Origin of the sequence: Burkholderia sp. Z1 (assembly GCF_014893795.1) — a bacterium.
GTDB classification, from domain to species: domain Bacteria; phylum Pseudomonadota; class Gammaproteobacteria; order Burkholderiales; family Burkholderiaceae; genus Burkholderia; species Burkholderia theae.
The window spans coordinates 3,219,769-3,235,686 of sequence record NZ_JACFYL010000002.1; the positions used below are offsets into that span (position 1 = coordinate 3,219,769).

Here is a 15,918-nt window from a genome sequence, read left to right on the forward strand (position 1 = left end):
GCACTGCGACGGCAAAGATCGAGCGCAACGATTTTCTTCGGGCCGCTGCGCGTTCGCAGCATGCTTCAGTATCGTGTCGGCAACCGATCTTCATCGGCATTGCCGCTGGTGCGGACGCGCAAAAAAAACGGCTGCGTTGAAGCAGCCGTAAAGGAGAGGTCTTCCGTGCAAACGGAGACGCCGTCCGGCTACCACACCGTCCGGTAGACCTATTGTTGACGAGCACTTCGCATCTGGGAATCGGACGGGTCTGAATTACGTGCGGTCGCATGCGGCTCCTGCATCGTCGCGTTACCGACCGGTATCATGAGTGCCGAACTCGTTACGTCCGCGCTCGAACCCGGACGCGCGCGGCAACGCCTCATCCCGCAACGCGAGTACGACGGTCTGTCCGCGTTGCGGCACATGCGCATCGAAACGCGATGATGCCGTCGCGTCGGGAACGCTTCGCGCGCCCGGGCGTCAATCATCAACGCATTCCTCATCCGATTAATGACAATGAACGCTTTCTCATGCTGAGCATCGGCCCCTTTTCCGTCAGGGTCGTAGCCGTCGCCATCGCCGCGCTGATCGCGTGGCTCGTCGCGCGCTTCGCGCAGCGCAACCGTCCCGAGGGTCAGCACCGGACGTCGGCCAGCCTGCTGCTCGACGCGCTGCTGATCGGGCTGATCGCCGCGCGCGTCGGTTATATCGCACGCTGGTGGCCCGACTACTTTGCCGCGCCGAAATCCATCGTCGCGCTCGGCGACGGCGGCTTCACGTGGTGGATCGGCCTGCCGGTCGCGCTCGCGTATATCGGCTGGCGCTCGCGCCGCCTGCCGGGGCTGGCCCGGCCCGCGCTCGCCGGCATCGCCGCCGGCATGCTGGCATGGGGTGCGGCGCAAGGCGTGCTCGCGACGTTCGACCGCGCGGCGGCGCCGTTGTCCGCGTTGCGCGTGGAAACGCTCGATGCGACACCCGTTATACCGGGCAGCTTTGCGGGCAAGCCGGTCGTCGTGAACCTGTGGGCAACCTGGTGTCCGCCGTGCCAGCGCGAAATGCCGATCCTGGCGCAGGCGCAGCTCGATTACCCGGGCATCAACTTCCTGATGATCAACCAGGGCGAGGACGCGCAGACCGTGCGCGCGTTTCTCGAACGCAAAGGACTGCGCTTCGACCACGTGCTGCTCGACCGCCCGCTCGGCGCGATGCGGACCTACGGGTCGCGCGGGCTGCCGACGACGCTGTTCTTCGATGAAAAGGGCAAGCTGGTCGAGTCGCACATGGGCGAGATCACCGCAGCGCGGCTCAAGGACGCGGTCAATACGCAGTTCGGCCGCTGAGGGCACCGCGTGCGACGCGCTGATCGCTCGATAGTGATCAGGTGCTCGCCTGTCGGCAGCGGCGCTGTTTGACGTTGAAACTCAAAGGAACAACAACGCCGCGCTCGCAACGAGCGTCGGTACCAGTGCCGCCGCCAGCAATCCACCCACACTCACCGATTCGTCGTGAAAGCCCTTGCGCACGATCGCGAGCCCGGCCGGATTCGGCGCGTTGGCGATCACGGTCAGACCGCCGCCTGCGACCGCGCCCGCGACGAGCATGTACTTCGCTTCGTCCGGAATGCCGGCGATCAGCGAGCCGAGATAGGTAATCGCGGCGTTGTCCATGATCGCGGTGAGACCGAGCGCGCCCGCATACAGCGCATACGCATCCATCGATTCGACGACCGGCTGCAACCACCATTGCTGGAGCCCGCCGAGCACGACGAGGCCGCCCAGGAAGAACGCAACGAGCAGGCTCTCGCGCAACATCAGCGGTGACTGGTAACGCTCGTATGCATGCGTGAAGCCAAGGAAGAACAACAGCAGGCCGACGAAGATCACCGGATGATGCGCGGTCAGCACGACGGCGACCAGGAAGCCGACATGAATCAACGTGACGCCGACCGGCACACGCACGGCGTCCGGCTGCGCGGCCGGCGCGGGCGCGGCGGCAAGCTCGCCGCGCATCAGCGCGGTCAGCACGGTCGCGTTGATCAGCACCGCGACGAGCGCCTTCCAGCCGAACTGCGCGGCCATGAACGCGCTGTCCCAGCCCCACGCGGACGCGACCATCAGCACCGGCGGCGCCGCATAGGCGGTCAGCGTGCCGCCGACCGACACGTTGACGAACAGCACGCCGAGCGCGAGGTACTTCCAGTGCTCCTTGATCGGCGCGCCGAACAGCCGGTCGCGCAGGATCAGCGCGGCGAGCGTCATCGCGGCCGGCTCGGTGATGAACGAGCCGAGCAGCGGAATCAGCGCGAGCGACAACCACACGACGGCCACCTCGGTGTTGACCGGCAGTACGCGCGCGATGCGCAGCACGATGCCCGTGACCGCGTCGAGAATCGGCTTGCTCGCGGCGATCACCATGATCGTGAACACGAACATCGGTTCGGTGAACACGCGCGATTCGGCGTAGTCGAGCGCGACCTTCGGGCCCGCGAGCGCCGTCATCGCGACGAGCAGCACGAGCGCCCAGAAGCCGAACACGACCTCGACCTCGCCGAGAAAGTGGAACAGACCCGCGTGGCGCGGATGACGATGCGCGAGCACTTCGAAGCGCTTCGCGAGGAAGGTGTGCAGCAGCGCGAGACCGAAGATGATCGCGCCGGCGAGTTCGACGGTGTGGGGCATGTCGGTATCCAGTGCAGTGACGATCCGGCACGCGATGGCTCGCGGCTGGCGCCGAGTGAAACACGATGGGCTGCGCAACGACGGTCTCGGCAACGAGACCGCATTGTCGCGAACGCGAATGGCAGACGGGTGAAAGGCGGGCCGCCCGTTCTGATCAGGTGACCGAAGGGTATCGCGATCGCCGGGGCGCGCCCAATCGGACCGGTCTTATAAACGAGGTAGACGGATCCGATTGTGCAGCCCGGTGGATCGCTCGCGCCGCGTCACGCGCGCGATCATCCTAATGAAAATATTGAGACAAGCCAAGCGCGCCGGCCTGCGACTTTGTGGCGCACCCTCCATGGGCTGTGCCGCGCAGCGACGCGTCAACGAGCGCCGGCCATCAATGCTGGAGCTTGCGAACACCCATAATCAGACTGGTCCGATTGGTCGTCGGGGCACCCGCCGATACGCTATCGTCAGTTGCCCGAATCGCAGTATCTGCTGATCACGCTGACGCTGATGGCGCGGCGTCGAACGGCTCGGCGCCGACGCCGCTTCGTCCCGCGCTAGTCTTGCGCGTGCGCCGGCGTCAGCCGATCGGCCGGATCACGCCCGGCCACCAGCGGATAGATGACCCCGGCAATCGCCGCGCCGATGATCGGTGCGACCCAGAACAGCCACAGCTGGCCGATCGCGTCGCCGCCGACGAACAGCGCGGGGCCGGTCGAGCGGGCCGGGTTCACCGACGTGTTGGTGACCGGAATCGAGATCAGGTGAATCAGCGTCAGGCACAGGCCGATCGCGATCGGTGCAAAACCGGCCGGCGCGCGCTTGTCGGTCGCGCCGAGGATCACGAACAGGAAGAAGGCCGTCATCACGACTTCGCAGATGAACGCCGAGCCGAGCGCGTAGTGGCCGGGCGAACGTTCGCCGAAGCCATTCGTCGCAAAGCCGCTCGCGACGACGTCGAAGCCGGGCTTGCCGACTGCGATCAGGTACAGCACGCCCGCGCCGATCACGCCGCCGATCACCTGCGCGACGATGTACGGGCCGAGATCGCGCGCCGGGAAGCGGCCGGCAACCGTCAGGCCGACGCTCACCGCCGGGTTCAGGTGGCAGCCCGAAATATGCCCGATCGCGAACGCCATCGTCAGCACGGTCAGGCCGAAAGCGAGCGCGACACCGACAAAGCCGATGCCGAGGCCCGGAAAGGCCGCGGCCAGCACGGCGCTGCCGCACCCGCCGAGCACCAGCCAGAACGTGCCGAACATTTCCGCTGCCAGTCGATGAGATAGATTCATTGCGTGGACTCCTGATCGAATGAGAAGAAGACGCAGACACGGCCGCCGGAATCGGGCCTTTACCCATATTAGGCGGGATTATTGAAAGCGAACTATTTTTTTGAGATCGGATCAGGAATGTCGGCGCAGCCGGCTCGATCAGGAATTTCATCGATGAATTCATCCCGCATTCGAGGAAATTCAGGCCGAAAGCCCGATGAAATCCAGCATGTTTTGCAAGCGTCGATTCCGGCGTTGCGACGCAACATGCGTGCGAGGCAAGCGGCTTTTGTGCCGCCCTGAAAGCTGCCGCGACGCAGCACATACGCATCCGGATCCACAGTCACCCGCCGTGATCCGAAGCGGAAACAATCGGACCGGTTGCCCGACTTCATTTGAATTCGTTTTCCAGAACAACTTCAATGCGCTATTCCCGTCCGCATGCGTTCGAGGATAATGCGTTCACACCAGCGAAAGGATCTGCTCCATGCAAATCGACACCTTCGGCACACTCGTCGCGGCATCGCTCGTTCTGCTGCTCGGTCAGCTCCTGGTTTCCCGCATCGGCGTGCTGCGCGCGTACACGATTCCCGAGCCTGTCGCGGGTGGCCTCGTCGTCGCGCTGGCGCTCACCGCGCTGCGCGGTTTCGCGGGCACCGAGATCCGCTTCGACACGTCGATGCAGGCGCCGCTGATGCTCGCGTTCTTCGCATCGATCGGCCTGAACGCGAAGCTGTCGAGCCTGAAGGCCGGCGGCCCGATGCTCGTGCGGTTCCTGCTCGTCGTGCTCGGCCTGCTGATCCTGCAGGATGCGATCGGCATCGGTCTCGCGAAAGCGATCGGCCTCGATCCGCTGCTCGGCCTGCTGGCCGGTTCGATCACGCTGTCGGGCGGGCACGGCACGGGCGCGGCGTGGAGCAAGGTGTTCGCGGAGCGTCACGGGCTCGAATCGGCAACCGAAGCCGCGATCGCGTGCGCGACCTTCGGCCTGGTGCTCGGCGGGCTGCTCGGCGGCCCGATCGCGCGCTTCCTGACCCGCAACATCAAGACACCCGGCCTCGCCGAGCCGCATGCGCCGCAGGGCATCGCCGGCGACACGAACGGCTTCGAACATCCGAAGGAGCAGCAACCGCTGACGCCGTCCTCGTTCATCAACACGCTCGCGCTGTTCGCGATCGCGCTGTCCGGCGGCACGGCGATCGAATCGCTGATCCGCGGCACCGCGTTCGAGTTGCCGACCTTCGTGTGCGTGCTGTTCGTCGGTGTGGTGGTCAGCAACGGGCTGTCGCTGTTCGGCTGGCGGCCGTCCGAGCATGCGGTATCGCTGCTCGGCAACGTGAGCCTGTCGCTGTTCCTCGCGATGGCGCTGATGACGCTGCGACTGTGGGATCTCGCATCGCTCGCGCTGCCGATCCTCGTACTGCTCGTCGCGCAGACGGCGCTGATGGTCGCCTACGCGGTGTTCGTCACGTACCGGCTGATGGGCCGCAACTACGACGCGGCCGTGCTTGCCGCCGGCCACTGCGGCTTCGGGCTCGGCGCGACGCCCACCGCCATTGCGAACATGCAGGCCGTCACCGCGCGCTTCGGCCCGTCGCACATGGCGTTCCTGATCGTGCCGATGGTCAGCGCGTTTTTCATCGACATCGCGAACGCGCTCGTGATCAAGCTGTTTCTGGCGCTGCCGATCTACGGGTGACGGGCGGTCGGCGCGCGGCGCGTCACCGCTACCGCGCGCCGACCGCCTCCGCTGCGTCGTTCAGATACTGCGCTGATTCCCCCGCTTCGACAGTTCCTCCGCGCTCTCCTTCCGCTCGCTATACCGATCGACCAGATAAGGCCCGACGTCCCGCGTCAGCAACGTGAACTTGACCAGTTCTTCCAGCACATCGACCACGCGATCGAAATACGCCGACGGCTTCATCCGCCCGGCCTCGTCGAATTCCGCGAACGCCTTCGCCACCGACGACTGGTTCGGGATGGTCAGCATGCGCATCCAGCGTCCGAGCACGCGCATCTGGTTCACCGCATTGAACGATTGCGAGCCGCCGCTGACCTGCATGACGGCAAGCGTCTTGCCCTGCGTCGGCCGAACGGCGCCCATCGTCAGCGGAATCCAGTCGATCTGCGCTTTCATGATCCCGGTCATCGCGCCATGCCGTTCGGGCGAGCACCACACCATGCCTTCCGACCACGTCACCAGCTCGCGCAACTCGACGACCTTCGGGTGACTCTCGGGTGCATCGTCCGGCAGCGGCAGGCCGCTCGGATTGAACACACGCACGTCGGCGCCCATCGCCGTGAGCAGGCGCGCGGCTTCCTCGACCAGCAGCCGGCTGAATGAACGCTCGCGCAGCGAGCCGTACAGCAGCAGAAGCCGGGGCGGATGCGTCGACGGCGACGCCGGCCGCAACTGTCCCGCATCCGGCACGCGGAAAGAATCGATATCGAGCTGCGGCAGGTCGTCCAGACGGTCAGACATGCTTGCCCTCCGCGCAATCGCGGTAAATCGTGACGTCGTTCATGCAGATGGATTCCTCTGTTTGCTCAAGCGCGTTCGTACCAGCCCTTCGACCGGTTCACGATGCGCACCACCAGCAGCATGACCGGCACTTCGATCAGCACGCCCACGACGGTAGCCAGCGCCGCGCCCGAATGAAAACCGAACAGGCTGATTGCGGCCGCAACGGCCAGCTCGAAGAAGTTGGACGCACCGATCAGCGCCGACGGGCACGCGATGTTGTGCTTCTCGCCCACGGCGCGATTGAGCCAGTACGCGAGCGCCGAGTTGAAGAACACCTGAATCAGGATCGGCACCGCGAGCAGCGCGATCACCAGCGGCTGCTTCAGGATCGCTTCGCCCTGGAACGCGAACAGCAGCACGAGCGTGGCCAGCAATGCCGCGATCGACCACGGGCCGATCTTCGCCATCGCGACATCGAACGCCGCCTGCCCGTTCGCGAGCAACCGCTTGCGCCAGAGCTGCGCGAGGATCACCGGGATGACGATATAGAGCACCACCGACGTGAGCAGCGTCGCCCACGGCACGGAAATCGCGGACATCCCCAGCAGCAGGCCGACCAGCGGCGCGAACGCAATCACCATGATGCTGTCGTTCAGCGCGACCTGCGACAGCGTGAACAACGGATCGCCGCCGGTCAGCCGGCTCCATACGAACACCATCGCCGTGCACGGCGCGGCCGCCAAAAGAATCAGGCCGGCGATGTAGCTGTCGAGTTGTTCCGCCGGCAGCATCGGTGCGAACAGATGGCGGATGAACAGCCAGCCGAGGAACGCCATCGAGAACGGCTTGACGAGCCAGTTCACGACGAGCGTGACGCCGATACCTTTCACGTGCTGACGCACTTCGTGCAGCGCGCCGAAGTCGACCTTGACGAGCATCGGGATGATCATCACCCAGATGAGAAGGCCGACCGGCAGATTGACCTGCGCGTATTCCATCCGGCCGATCTGCTGGAACAGGCCGGGCAGCACCTGACCGAGCGCGATGCCGGCCACGATGCACAACGCGACCCAGACCGTCAGATAGCGTTCGAAGAAGTTGATGGACGGCCTGGCAACAGCCTTGCGAGGCGGGATGACGTTGGACGTGTTCATGGGACGGGGCCGGTCTTGCAGACGCAGGCGGCATCTTCACTCAGGCTTGCCGCCGTGCGACCGCTCAGTTTCGTGAAATGTCGGTCAAGGCCGTCTGAAGTTCGGCGTTGCTCATCCGGTCGAGCGGCAGCGCCAGCAACTGCAGCATCCGATAGCCGATGGCCTCGCGCGTGAGTTCGAACGCGATGCGCTTGCCGTCGTCGCCACCCAACGCATTCGACGGATCGGCGTAGCCCCAATGCACCTTGACGGGGCTGCCGGGCCAGTACGGGCACGTCTCGGCGGCCGCGCTGTCGCACACGGTGATGACGACGCGCATTTCGGGCGCGCCATCACCAGTGAACTCGTCCCAGCTCTTGCTGCGGTAGCCGCTCACGTCGACGCCAGCGTTCGTCAACGCTTCGAGCGCAAACGGATTGAGGCGACCGCTCGGCGCACTGCCGGCGCTGTACGCGCGCACATCCTTGCCGAGCTTCGCGGCCCAATGATTGAGCATGCCTTCGGCCAGCACGCTGCGCGCGGAGTTGTGGGTGCAGAGGATCAGGACGTTCGTGGTCATGGGAAAGTGACGCGAATGCGCTTCAGGATTGACATGTACCGGACGGCGAACACGCGGCTGCCGGCGAACAAGGATTACCGCCGCAGCAGTTCTCCGTGAGATAGGCCAGCAGCCCGTTCATCGTTGCGAAGTTCGCGCAATAGATGACGAAGCGGCCTTCCTGCCGGCTCGTGACGAGCTGCGCATGGGCCAGTTCCTTCAGATGAAAGGACAGCGATGAAGGGGGCACATCCAGCAGCGTGGCGATCTGCCCGGCCGGCAGGCCCTGCGGCCCCGCCTGCACCAGCGCGCGGAAGACGGCGAGCCGGGATTCGTGCGCGAGGGCCGCAAGCGCGGCGATGGTTTCGTTCGTTTCCATATTTCGATAATAGTCGAAACATGGAAGAATGAGAAGCCTCCTTGGCGCGGGAACGTCAGGACGGTCATTACACACGCCTCGCTCAAGATCTTGTGAATGGTCGCGAGGGGCAGTTCTCATTGCTCGTGCCGTCGCGGTTCATTCGGGATTCGCCGCGCGCCTGTGTGCGCGATACGCAATCGAAGGATCGTTGCCCGGTCAGCCTCGAAGACCTTCCGGTCCGGGCTGTGGAGTGGACGTCGACTTTGGGACTGGAGACCTGCTTCACCGGTCTCCTGACAGCAACGCAGCGATTTGCGAAGTGTTGGTCGGGATATGTCGCACCTCGCACACACGGGTCGGCGTTGTCGGTCTCGTGGTACGCGTACCCACCGAATTCGTGTGACGATCTCCCGATCCATCGCCACATTTCAGTTGAAACGATGCCTATGGATCACACACAAAAGGCGACGCATAAGCGCGCGCCCTCAGCCCCGTGGAAGGCAGCCCGCAAGTCTTCTGCGGTCGATCAGAATGTGTCGAGTGCGGAGCGGGTAAATCGTTCGATGAACTGCATCAATCCTTGAACTGCGGCAGTTGCCCGTTTGCCGTCACCCGCGGCAATCGCCTTTAGCACGTTGGAATGCAACTGCGCGCCTTCGACGTATGCACGATTCTGCACGATATGTTGATACCAGAAGCGCCGTGACTGCGCATGAATCGGCAGCATGCTTGTGATCAGCATGCTGTTGTGCGTGGCGTAAACTTCGGCATGATGTATCTCTCCACCGATCCTGATCCAGGATTTCGTGTCTCCGCGTTCGGCTGCCGTCATCATCTCCTTCGCGAGTTTGAGCAGATGCGTTCGCTCTTCGGGGGTCGCGCGTACCCCGGCTACTTGTGCCACCAATTCCTCAAGCGGGCGCCTGACCTCGAGCAGTTCCAGTTGCTGGCGAATATCGACGCCTGCAACGAGGGTGCCGCGGCGTGGCAATGTTTCCACGAAACCGATCTGCCGTAGCCGCTGAAGCGCTTCTCGTACCGGCGTGCGTCCCATTTCCATCTCGACGGCAAGCTGGCTTTCAGAGATCATCGAACCGGGCGGTAGCTTGCGCGTAATGATCATTTCCTCGATCTGCGCAAACGCCACGTCGGCCAGCAGTTGATCGGGCGGGCTCGATGGTTTGTGTCGGGAGACGTTTTTGGCGGAGCCTGTTTTCTTCATGGAGGAGAGCGGAACAATGACCTCGAGGATTATGCCCCGATGAGGGTCGCATTGGCGTACTTTCGCCTGCGAACGCGTTCGGGAGCCTGCTTGTCTCGCTATGGAAACGAGGCACTGCACGCAGTCGCGGCCGCACTGAACATCGATCTCGCAAGGCTCTTGGGTGGAAAACCGCAGCGGAACATTGTATGCGATGTCTAAATCGAGCTTCTAGCCGCATGTTGCGACAACCGGCTGAATGCGCGTTGGCTACCGCAATCGGAGTACAGCGGCGATATACAACCAGCCCTCGCAGGTCGTCATGAAGATGAGGTCGCTCACCTGGGTTCATTGGGCCTCCAGCCGTCGAAACGCCGATCCAATGGATTCGGCGCCACCCGCAGGGGGTGAGCCGATTCCGTCGTCACGCTATCGGGACGCTTGTAGACCGGACGCCGCCCCTGACTGACGACGCAGAGAAGCGCGGGCGACGCTCCTCAGTTTTATGGATACATACTCCAGCCCGCACTGAACGTTATTATCGACAAGTCGACCGGCATCACTAAAGCTACCATTACCGAACTTCTGCGCCATTTGTCGGCATTTCAACATCCACACGCGGTGCACTCACAAATACCGCCACTGCGACTGCTCCTGCCAGTGCCACGCCCCCGCTCAACAGAAACGCGCTCTTGAATACATGCGTCCATTGCACGAGGAGGCCCGTGAGGATCGGTGCGAGAATCCCCGCCGTGTTTGCGAGCAGATGCATGAAACCACCGACGCCGCCCATCCGTGCGGGTTCGACCGTATCTAGAATGATCGCCCAGTACACGCTGAGGGTAAGGTTCATGAAGAACACCGTCGTGCCCATCAGTGCAACGGCCGAGACAACGGTGGTTGCCGTGCCGGCGAGTGCAACGCAGACTGCCGCAACCAGCAGGCCGCCGACGATCACGATCTTGCGAGATTTCAACGCATTGCCAGTCCAGCGGAAAATCAGATCGGACGTGAGCCCGCCGAGTGCGATCCCCGCGAAGCCGAGCAACCACGGAATGACGTTGACAATACTCATCGACGACAGACTCAAATGCCGCTCCATCATCAGATAGCTCGGGAACCAGGACAGGAAAAAGTACAGGATGTACGCGTAACCGAAGTAGGCGAGAGAAGTGGCCCAGATCGTCGGGCTCTTCAGATAGTGGACCAGCGACATATTTGGAATCGATCCGGATTCCGGACGATCGGCCGCAGCCCGTGCCAACGGTGAGATTGCACCGCGCACCCAACGGTTATGCTCGGGCCGATCCGTCGAAAAGATCGACCACATCAGCACCCACAGAATGCCCACAATACCGATCACGATAAACGGAATGCGCCAGCCCCAATGCAGCGCCATCAGCCCGACAATGGGCCCGGCGAGCGCTGCGCCCAGTTGCAGGCCCGAATTCGCGAAACCGACGGCGGTGGTCTGCTCCTTGCGCTCGAACCAGTTGCTGATGATTTTGTTCGTGCACGTCGCCAGCGGTCCTTCCCCCGCGCCGAATATCACACGAATCACGAGCAGGGCCACTAGCGTCGATGCCGCCGCGGTCAGCCCGCAGAAAATCGACCAGAGGCCGATCGCGACGATCAGCACCCGCTTCGCGCCGAAGCGGTCCGCCGCATAGCCGCCAACAAAGCAGAATATCGCGTAGCCGACAAAGAACGCGCTGAAGACGATGCCGAGATGTGCGGCATCGAGCTGGAGATCCTTGGCGATGAGCGGCGCGGCAACCGAGAGTGCGGCTCGGTCGAGATAGCTGATTGCGCACGCGAGAAACAACATGAAAACGATGAACCAGCGGTACTTCATGATCGTCTCCTCCAGATCTCAATTGATGATCGGGATGGTTTGGCTGTAATCGGCACCGCATCAATACGCAGTGCTATGTAACTACAGTATCGGAACCGACGCGGCGTCTGGTCGATGGCAACTGCCAGAGGTAACCAGAGTGGCCGCGTCATCGCTGTTCGTATTAGCTATCAACTACAGCATCGGCCTGGTGGCCGACGCTGTCGGTGAACAGCGATTCAGGCATAAGCGGCAACGGGTCGAGAATATGAGCGGGCCGAAATGCCATCAGATCGAGCACGTCCCGGCGCACGTCCACGCCTGGCGCAACCTCGGTCAGCACGAGACCACTTGGGGTCTGTTCGAACACTGCGCGTTCGGTCACGATCAGTGCGCTCTGCCCGGCCGCCACGCCATCCGCGACCGGATAGGTCCGGCTCTGCACCGTATCGACGAACTTGCTGACCTTGCCCTCTTTCACGATCCGCATGCGGCCCGCGTCGTAGGCGATATCAAGCCCGCCAGTCGTGAACGACCCCGTAAACACAAGCCGCTGCGCATTCATCGCTATGTCAATGAAACCACCCGCTCCAGGGTTGACCTTGCCGAACTTGCTGACGTTGACCGTACCATGTGAATCGTACTCGGCGAAAGCAAGCGCTGCGAATCGGCACAACCCTCCGTCGATCACGTCGAACTGTGTGACGCCGTCGAGCAGGGCCTGCGGCCGCAGATTCGCCGAAAACTGCCAGCCGTTCATCACGATACCGCCATAGGAGCCGTGTTCCGTCGTGAACCAGTAGTCGTTCGGGCGATTCTCCAGATCAATGAGACCCTGCTCCGCCATGACGAGCGGCACGTCAGCCGCCGCACCGAAGCCAAAAATCGACAACTCATGCTTCCTTACTTCAAGCGCCGCACGACGCGCGATCACCTTGTCGGGGCCAAACGGAATCGCGGGTAAACGCGCATCCACGGCGGACGGCCGCAGATAAGCCTCGTCGTATGGTGTATCGGTGCTCATCATCATGTGCGGATCGACCACGAGCGAGTCGACGAACATGCCCGGCAGGCGCACCGACGTCGCCGCGCGCTCACCGCCGGGTACGATACGGCGAACCTGCGCGATCACACGCCCGCCGCTGGCCTTCGCCGCCAGCGCGAGCGCGAGGCTTGCGGAAACCAGCGGCTCGTCTTCGAATGAAAGGTTGCCGAACTCGTCAGCACTGCTGGCGCGGATAATGGCGACATCGATCGGCCAGCTTGGATAAAACAGCAAGTCTTCGCCGTTCAGACGGATTTTCTGAATGAGATCATCCTCGCAGCGGCTCGTGAACTTGCCACCACCGTGCTGCGGGTCTGCATACGTGCCGACGCCGACGCGCGTCATATAGCCCGGGCTCCTGCGCGCGACCTCGCGCAACCAGTGCATCGACGCACCAATCGGCCACGAATATGCTTCAATCCGGTTCTCCTGGATGAGCCGCATCAACGCGGGACGTTCTCCGGTGTGCGGATTGACCGGGTTGATGTAGGAGCCGGAAACGATGCGCTTCATCAGCCCCTCCTGCGCAACATGATCCATCCCGCGAATGCCGACCGCGTCACCCGTCCCGCATGGGAAGTAGAACGTCAGATTGCGCGGCGCACCCGTTTCGCTGAAACGCTTGCCGATCGCCGCGAGTGTGGCATCGGGTACGGTCCAGCCGATAACGCCTACGGATGCGACCGTTTGCCCATCCTGAATCGAAGCGACAGCCTGTGCCGCGGACATGATTTTCGTCATGACTTCACCTTGAACTTCGAAAAAATTGCCTTGGCTGCTCCCCCTTCGCAATTGCTCGCGAAATGCCGGGAAGCCAGATTGTCGAGCCGTTCGCCGTCAAGCGAAACGAAAGGCTCGAAGAAGCGCTTCGTGGAAGCGACCGCGGCGGGCGGCAGCGCGGCAAGCCGTTTAGCGAGTGCGAGCGCTTGCTGGTCGGCAGCACCCGGTTCGCTCAAATAGTCCGCAATGCCAAGACGGTGCGCTTCGACGCCATCCATCACGTCCGCGGCCCACGTCAGCAAGCGAGCACGCACCGGACCCACTCGCGTGAGCAGTGCCTGCAGCCCCCACGGCGGCAGCCAGCCATTTGGCACCTCGGGAAGATGCCAGCGCACATTCGATGCGCTCACAACGATGTCGCACGAGATCGCCAGGACGAAGCCGCCGCCCAGCGCGAAGCCTTCCACCGCGGCAATGACCGGCTTCGACAGACTCGCGATGGAGCGAGCGACGCGCGCCGTGTCCGACTCGGAATCGCACATCTCCTGAATCGACATCGTCGCGAGCTCCTTCAGGTCGCTGCCCGAACAGAATGCAGGTGGAGCCCCGGAGATCACAATCGCACGCACCTCCGGGTCGCGGTCGGCTTGCTGCAATGCCCGCTCCAGATCCGCTATCGATTCGCCGTCGAGCGCATTGCGTCGTTCGGGCCGGTTCAACGTCAAGTGACAGATATCACCCATGTTCACGCTAATCACTTGCACACCCTCCAAGTAGACCTTCTCAATACCAATCTCACCGTTACAGATGAGCACCGTCTCGCCCAAGCGCGGTACGTATCGCCTGCGAGTCGACCTTGCGCGGCTCAACACCCTGACGCACGGCCAAGGCAGCGGCATGGCCGATCGCATGGCCGTATGAAAAGCACTGCGCCGTGACACGGGCAGACGCTACCGCCTCATGCTCCGCGGAAAGACACCGCCCCGCTACCAGCAGCCCCTCGCCGCGCGACGGCACGAAGCAGCCGTAGGGCACTTCGTAATAGTCGTCGAGCACCCACTCCACCTTCGGCTTCGAGCCCGAGTGCAATTCAATCGGCCAAGGCGAACGTGCAATACCGTCGGAAAACTTCCTCGCACCGACCACATCGGCGTTCATCAGCTTTGTCACGCCTTCGACCTGGCGAGTCTGGCGCACGCCCACCTGAACACCCGTATCGTTGACGTAAGCACTTTCGCATCCAACTACGTAGTCCTTAATGAATCGCGCATACGAATGAACCTGCTTTCTACCGTTCATCTCGCCTTCCGTGAAATCATCGTAGAGAAGCGGGTTGAGCTCTCGGCCGTCGGAGCCAGTAATTCGCGTGCAGTTGCATAGCAGTTCGCCGGGACGCGTGGTCGGGAAGAGCCATATTTTCGAGCGCGGCAGGTTATCGCCGGCGAGTTGCCGTTCGCGCAGCAGCGCGGAAATGGCCTCGCCCATGATCGTGTCATCGCCGTAAGCGTCGGTAAACCGTTCGACGTCGACACCCTGCAGCCTGAAGATCATCGTCGGGTTCTGCACACGCGTGCCGTCACCCATGAAACTGTCGAAGCCGGCCATCGCGACGAGATCGGCGTCGCCGCTGGCGTCGACGGTGACACGCGAGCGAATTGTCAACGGCCCCTGCTTGGTCCATGCCGTCACGCCCTCAACGCGCTCGTTGCCGTCCAACAGCACGCCGGTCGCAACCGTGTGATAAATCACCTTGACGCCCGCTTCTTCCAGCAGGCTGTCGGCCGTATCACGCCACACCAGCGGATCGTGAACGCGCGTCCAGGTTTTCCCATAGCGTACTGGTGCGGCAAGACCGCCGCGCTGCTCCAGTGCGTCGCAAAACTCCTGCGCGAAGCCGGTGACGATCGCTTCCGGTTTCGCCCCGGTGCGGTCAGTCGCAAGGTACAAGCCGCATACCGTACCCGACAGCCCTGCAACCGCCCCACCGCCGCAAAAGCCATAGCGCTCCAGGAGGATCACCTTGAGCCCTTGCCGACTCGCGGTGATGGCGGTCGCGACTCCAGCGGCGCCTCCGCCTGTTACAAGGACGTCGCATTGAAGATCGGCAACGGACCGGACATCGACTCCAGCTTTTTTCATCTTCCACATCCTTCGTGTCGTCATCTGATATGTCAGCTGACGACATTTGTACCGAGGCGAAATTGGCCTGTCAACAGCGAAAGTAAAAACGAGGAACGTCTGAGGTGGAGTAGATGCGTTGATTCGCAGATGGGACAGGGATTTGCTGGCGAAATGAGCTGCGTAGCTAACGTTTTCCCTAGCTCGGGCTACTCGCACAAAAGGCGACGATCTTTCCCTGCCCGGGAGCGTTCCGCGTTCGTCATGGCTCGCGACGTCAAACGCGGTGACGCAGCGCATCAATACGCATCTGGTCAGGTGGCTGCGAGGACCGCCTTGCCGCAGCGACCCGGTAGCGCGCACCGCGTCGGGTTATGTGTCGGCCGAGGCGATCGAGGACGAGTCAAAAAGCCTGTAGCTCGCGAGCGCTATCGCGACAGGTCAGGTGCGAGCGACGTTGGCCGACTTTCGCCGCTATCTCTCCGGTGCCCGCAGGCCAAAGCGATGTTGATGCGGCGCAAGGCGTTGGCGATCAGCAGTGGGGAGAGATCGACCAGATCG

Annotated in this window: 14 protein-coding genes and 2 pseudogenes; 2 read left to right on the forward strand and 14 right to left on the reverse strand. The window is 62.9% G+C overall.

Annotation, left to right across the window (positions count from 1 at the left end):
* The first annotated feature begins 512 nt into the window (after window positions 1-512).
* A complete protein-coding gene (locus tag H3H55_RS31300; protein ID WP_193101702.1) occupies window positions 513-1,322 on the forward strand; it encodes a TlpA family protein disulfide reductase in 810 nt (269 codons plus the stop codon).
* Between the two features lie 81 nt (window positions 1,323-1,403).
* Here the strand turns inward: H3H55_RS31300 and H3H55_RS31305 are convergent, their stop codons facing one another.
* The 3 genes from H3H55_RS31305 to H3H55_RS31315 form a co-directional block, all read right to left on the reverse strand.
* Window positions 1,404-2,660 carry a putative Na+/H+ antiporter gene (locus H3H55_RS31305; protein WP_193101703.1) on the reverse strand — a complete coding sequence of 419 codons (1,257 nt, stop codon included), beginning with the start codon at window positions 2,658-2,660 and terminating at the stop codon, window positions 1,404-1,406.
* Window positions 2,661-3,208: 548 nt separating this feature from the next.
* A complete protein-coding gene (aqpZ, locus tag H3H55_RS31310) occupies window positions 3,209-3,943 on the reverse strand; it encodes an aquaporin Z (RefSeq protein WP_193101705.1) in 735 nt (244 codons plus the stop codon).
* 92 nt (window positions 3,944-4,035) lie between these two features.
* Entirely contained in the window at window positions 4,036-4,317 is a 282-nt protein-coding gene (locus H3H55_RS31315) for a hypothetical protein (protein ID WP_193101707.1), read from the reverse strand.
* Window positions 4,318-4,409: 92 nt separating this feature from the next.
* Here H3H55_RS31315 and gltS point away from each other — a divergent pair, with 92 nt between their 5' ends.
* The gene (gltS, locus tag H3H55_RS31320; protein WP_193101709.1) at window positions 4,410-5,621 is read left to right on the forward strand and encodes a sodium/glutamate symporter; all 1,212 of its coding nucleotides are present in this window, start codon (window positions 4,410-4,412) and stop codon (window positions 5,619-5,621) included.
* Window positions 5,622-5,681: 60 nt separating this feature from the next.
* Here gltS and arsH read toward each other — a convergent pair whose 3' ends face one another.
* The 11 genes and pseudogenes from arsH to H3H55_RS31365 form a co-directional block, all read right to left on the reverse strand.
* Window positions 5,682-6,404, reverse strand: a complete 723-nt coding sequence (gene arsH, locus H3H55_RS31325; protein ID WP_193101717.1) for an arsenical resistance protein ArsH — start codon at window positions 6,402-6,404, stop codon at window positions 5,682-5,684.
* A gap of 65 nt (window positions 6,405-6,469) precedes the next feature.
* Window positions 6,470-7,540, reverse strand: coding sequence for an ACR3 family arsenite efflux transporter (gene arsB, locus H3H55_RS31330; RefSeq protein WP_129516292.1), 1,071 nt, complete (start codon window positions 7,538-7,540; stop codon window positions 6,470-6,472).
* A 64-nt stretch (window positions 7,541-7,604) separates the two neighbouring features.
* On the reverse strand, window positions 7,605-8,099 hold the full coding sequence (locus H3H55_RS31335) for an arsenate reductase ArsC (protein WP_193101719.1): 495 nt from the start codon (window positions 8,097-8,099) through the stop codon (window positions 7,605-7,607).
* Window positions 8,100-8,121: 22 nt separating this feature from the next.
* The gene (locus tag H3H55_RS31340; protein WP_193101721.1) at window positions 8,122-8,457 is read right to left on the reverse strand and encodes an ArsR/SmtB family transcription factor; all 336 of its coding nucleotides are present in this window, start codon (window positions 8,455-8,457) and stop codon (window positions 8,122-8,124) included.
* Between the two features lie 119 nt (window positions 8,458-8,576).
* Window positions 8,577-8,858 (reverse strand): annotated as a pseudogene (locus H3H55_RS37440) (helix-turn-helix domain-containing protein); the annotation flags it as partial.
* Window positions 8,859-8,965: 107 nt separating this feature from the next.
* Window positions 8,966-9,661 (reverse strand): GntR family transcriptional regulator, encoded by a 696-nt coding sequence (locus H3H55_RS31345; RefSeq protein ID WP_193101723.1) that lies wholly within the window; start codon window positions 9,659-9,661, stop codon window positions 8,966-8,968.
* A gap of 255 nt (window positions 9,662-9,916) precedes the next feature.
* Window positions 9,917-10,104 (reverse strand): annotated as a pseudogene (locus H3H55_RS37445) (IS3 family transposase); the annotation flags it as partial.
* Between the two features lie 110 nt (window positions 10,105-10,214).
* On the reverse strand, window positions 10,215-11,495 hold the full coding sequence (locus H3H55_RS31350) for an MFS transporter (protein WP_193101725.1): 1,281 nt from the start codon (window positions 11,493-11,495) through the stop codon (window positions 10,215-10,217).
* 163 nt (window positions 11,496-11,658) lie between these two features.
* On the reverse strand, window positions 11,659-13,260 hold the full coding sequence (locus H3H55_RS31355; RefSeq protein WP_193101726.1) for a CoA-transferase: 1,602 nt from the start codon (window positions 13,258-13,260) through the stop codon (window positions 11,659-11,661).
* A complete protein-coding gene (locus H3H55_RS31360) occupies window positions 13,257-14,066 on the reverse strand; it encodes an enoyl-CoA hydratase/isomerase family protein (protein ID WP_226800424.1) in 810 nt (269 codons plus the stop codon). Before H3H55_RS31360 ends, H3H55_RS31355 begins: the two co-directional genes overlap by 4 nt.
* Window positions 14,041-15,378 carry an FAD-dependent oxidoreductase gene (locus H3H55_RS31365; protein ID WP_193101728.1) on the reverse strand — a complete coding sequence of 446 codons (1,338 nt, stop codon included), beginning with the start codon at window positions 15,376-15,378 and terminating at the stop codon, window positions 14,041-14,043. The genes H3H55_RS31360 and H3H55_RS31365 overlap by 26 nt, the downstream gene beginning before the upstream one ends.
* Window positions 15,379-15,918 lie beyond the last annotated feature (540 nt).

Coding starts and splice junctions, on each gene's coding strand:
- H3H55_RS31365 (WP_193101728.1), bottom strand. CDS start 15,378: ATGAAAAAAGCTGGAGTCGATGTCCGGTCCGTTGCCGATCTTCAATGC.
- H3H55_RS31300 (WP_193101702.1), top strand. CDS start 513: ATGCTGAGCATCGGCCCCTTTTCCGTCAGGGTCGTAGCCGTCGCCATC.
- aqpZ (WP_193101705.1), bottom strand. CDS start 3,943: ATGAATCTATCTCATCGACTGGCAGCGGAAATGTTCGGCACGTTCTGG.
- H3H55_RS31305 (WP_193101703.1), bottom strand. CDS start 2,660: ATGCCCCACACCGTCGAACTCGCCGGCGCGATCATCTTCGGTCTCGCG.
- arsB (WP_129516292.1), bottom strand. CDS start 7,540: ATGAACACGTCCAACGTCATCCCGCCTCGCAAGGCTGTTGCCAGGCCG.
- H3H55_RS31350 (WP_193101725.1), bottom strand. CDS start 11,495: ATGAAGTACCGCTGGTTCATCGTTTTCATGTTGTTTCTCGCGTGCGCA.
- H3H55_RS31355 (WP_193101726.1), bottom strand. CDS start 13,260: ATGACGAAAATCATGTCCGCGGCACAGGCTGTCGCTTCGATTCAGGAT.
- H3H55_RS31335 (WP_193101719.1), bottom strand. CDS start 8,099: ATGACCACGAACGTCCTGATCCTCTGCACCCACAACTCCGCGCGCAGC.
- H3H55_RS31345 (WP_193101723.1), bottom strand. CDS start 9,661: ATGAAGAAAACAGGCTCCGCCAAAAACGTCTCCCGACACAAACCATCG.
- H3H55_RS31315 (WP_193101707.1), bottom strand. CDS start 4,317: ATGAAGTCGGGCAACCGGTCCGATTGTTTCCGCTTCGGATCACGGCGG.
- arsH (WP_193101717.1), bottom strand. CDS start 6,404: ATGTCTGACCGTCTGGACGACCTGCCGCAGCTCGATATCGATTCTTTC.
- gltS (WP_193101709.1), top strand. CDS start 4,410: ATGCAAATCGACACCTTCGGCACACTCGTCGCGGCATCGCTCGTTCTG.
- H3H55_RS31340 (WP_193101721.1), bottom strand. CDS start 8,457: ATGGAAACGAACGAAACCATCGCCGCGCTTGCGGCCCTCGCGCACGAA.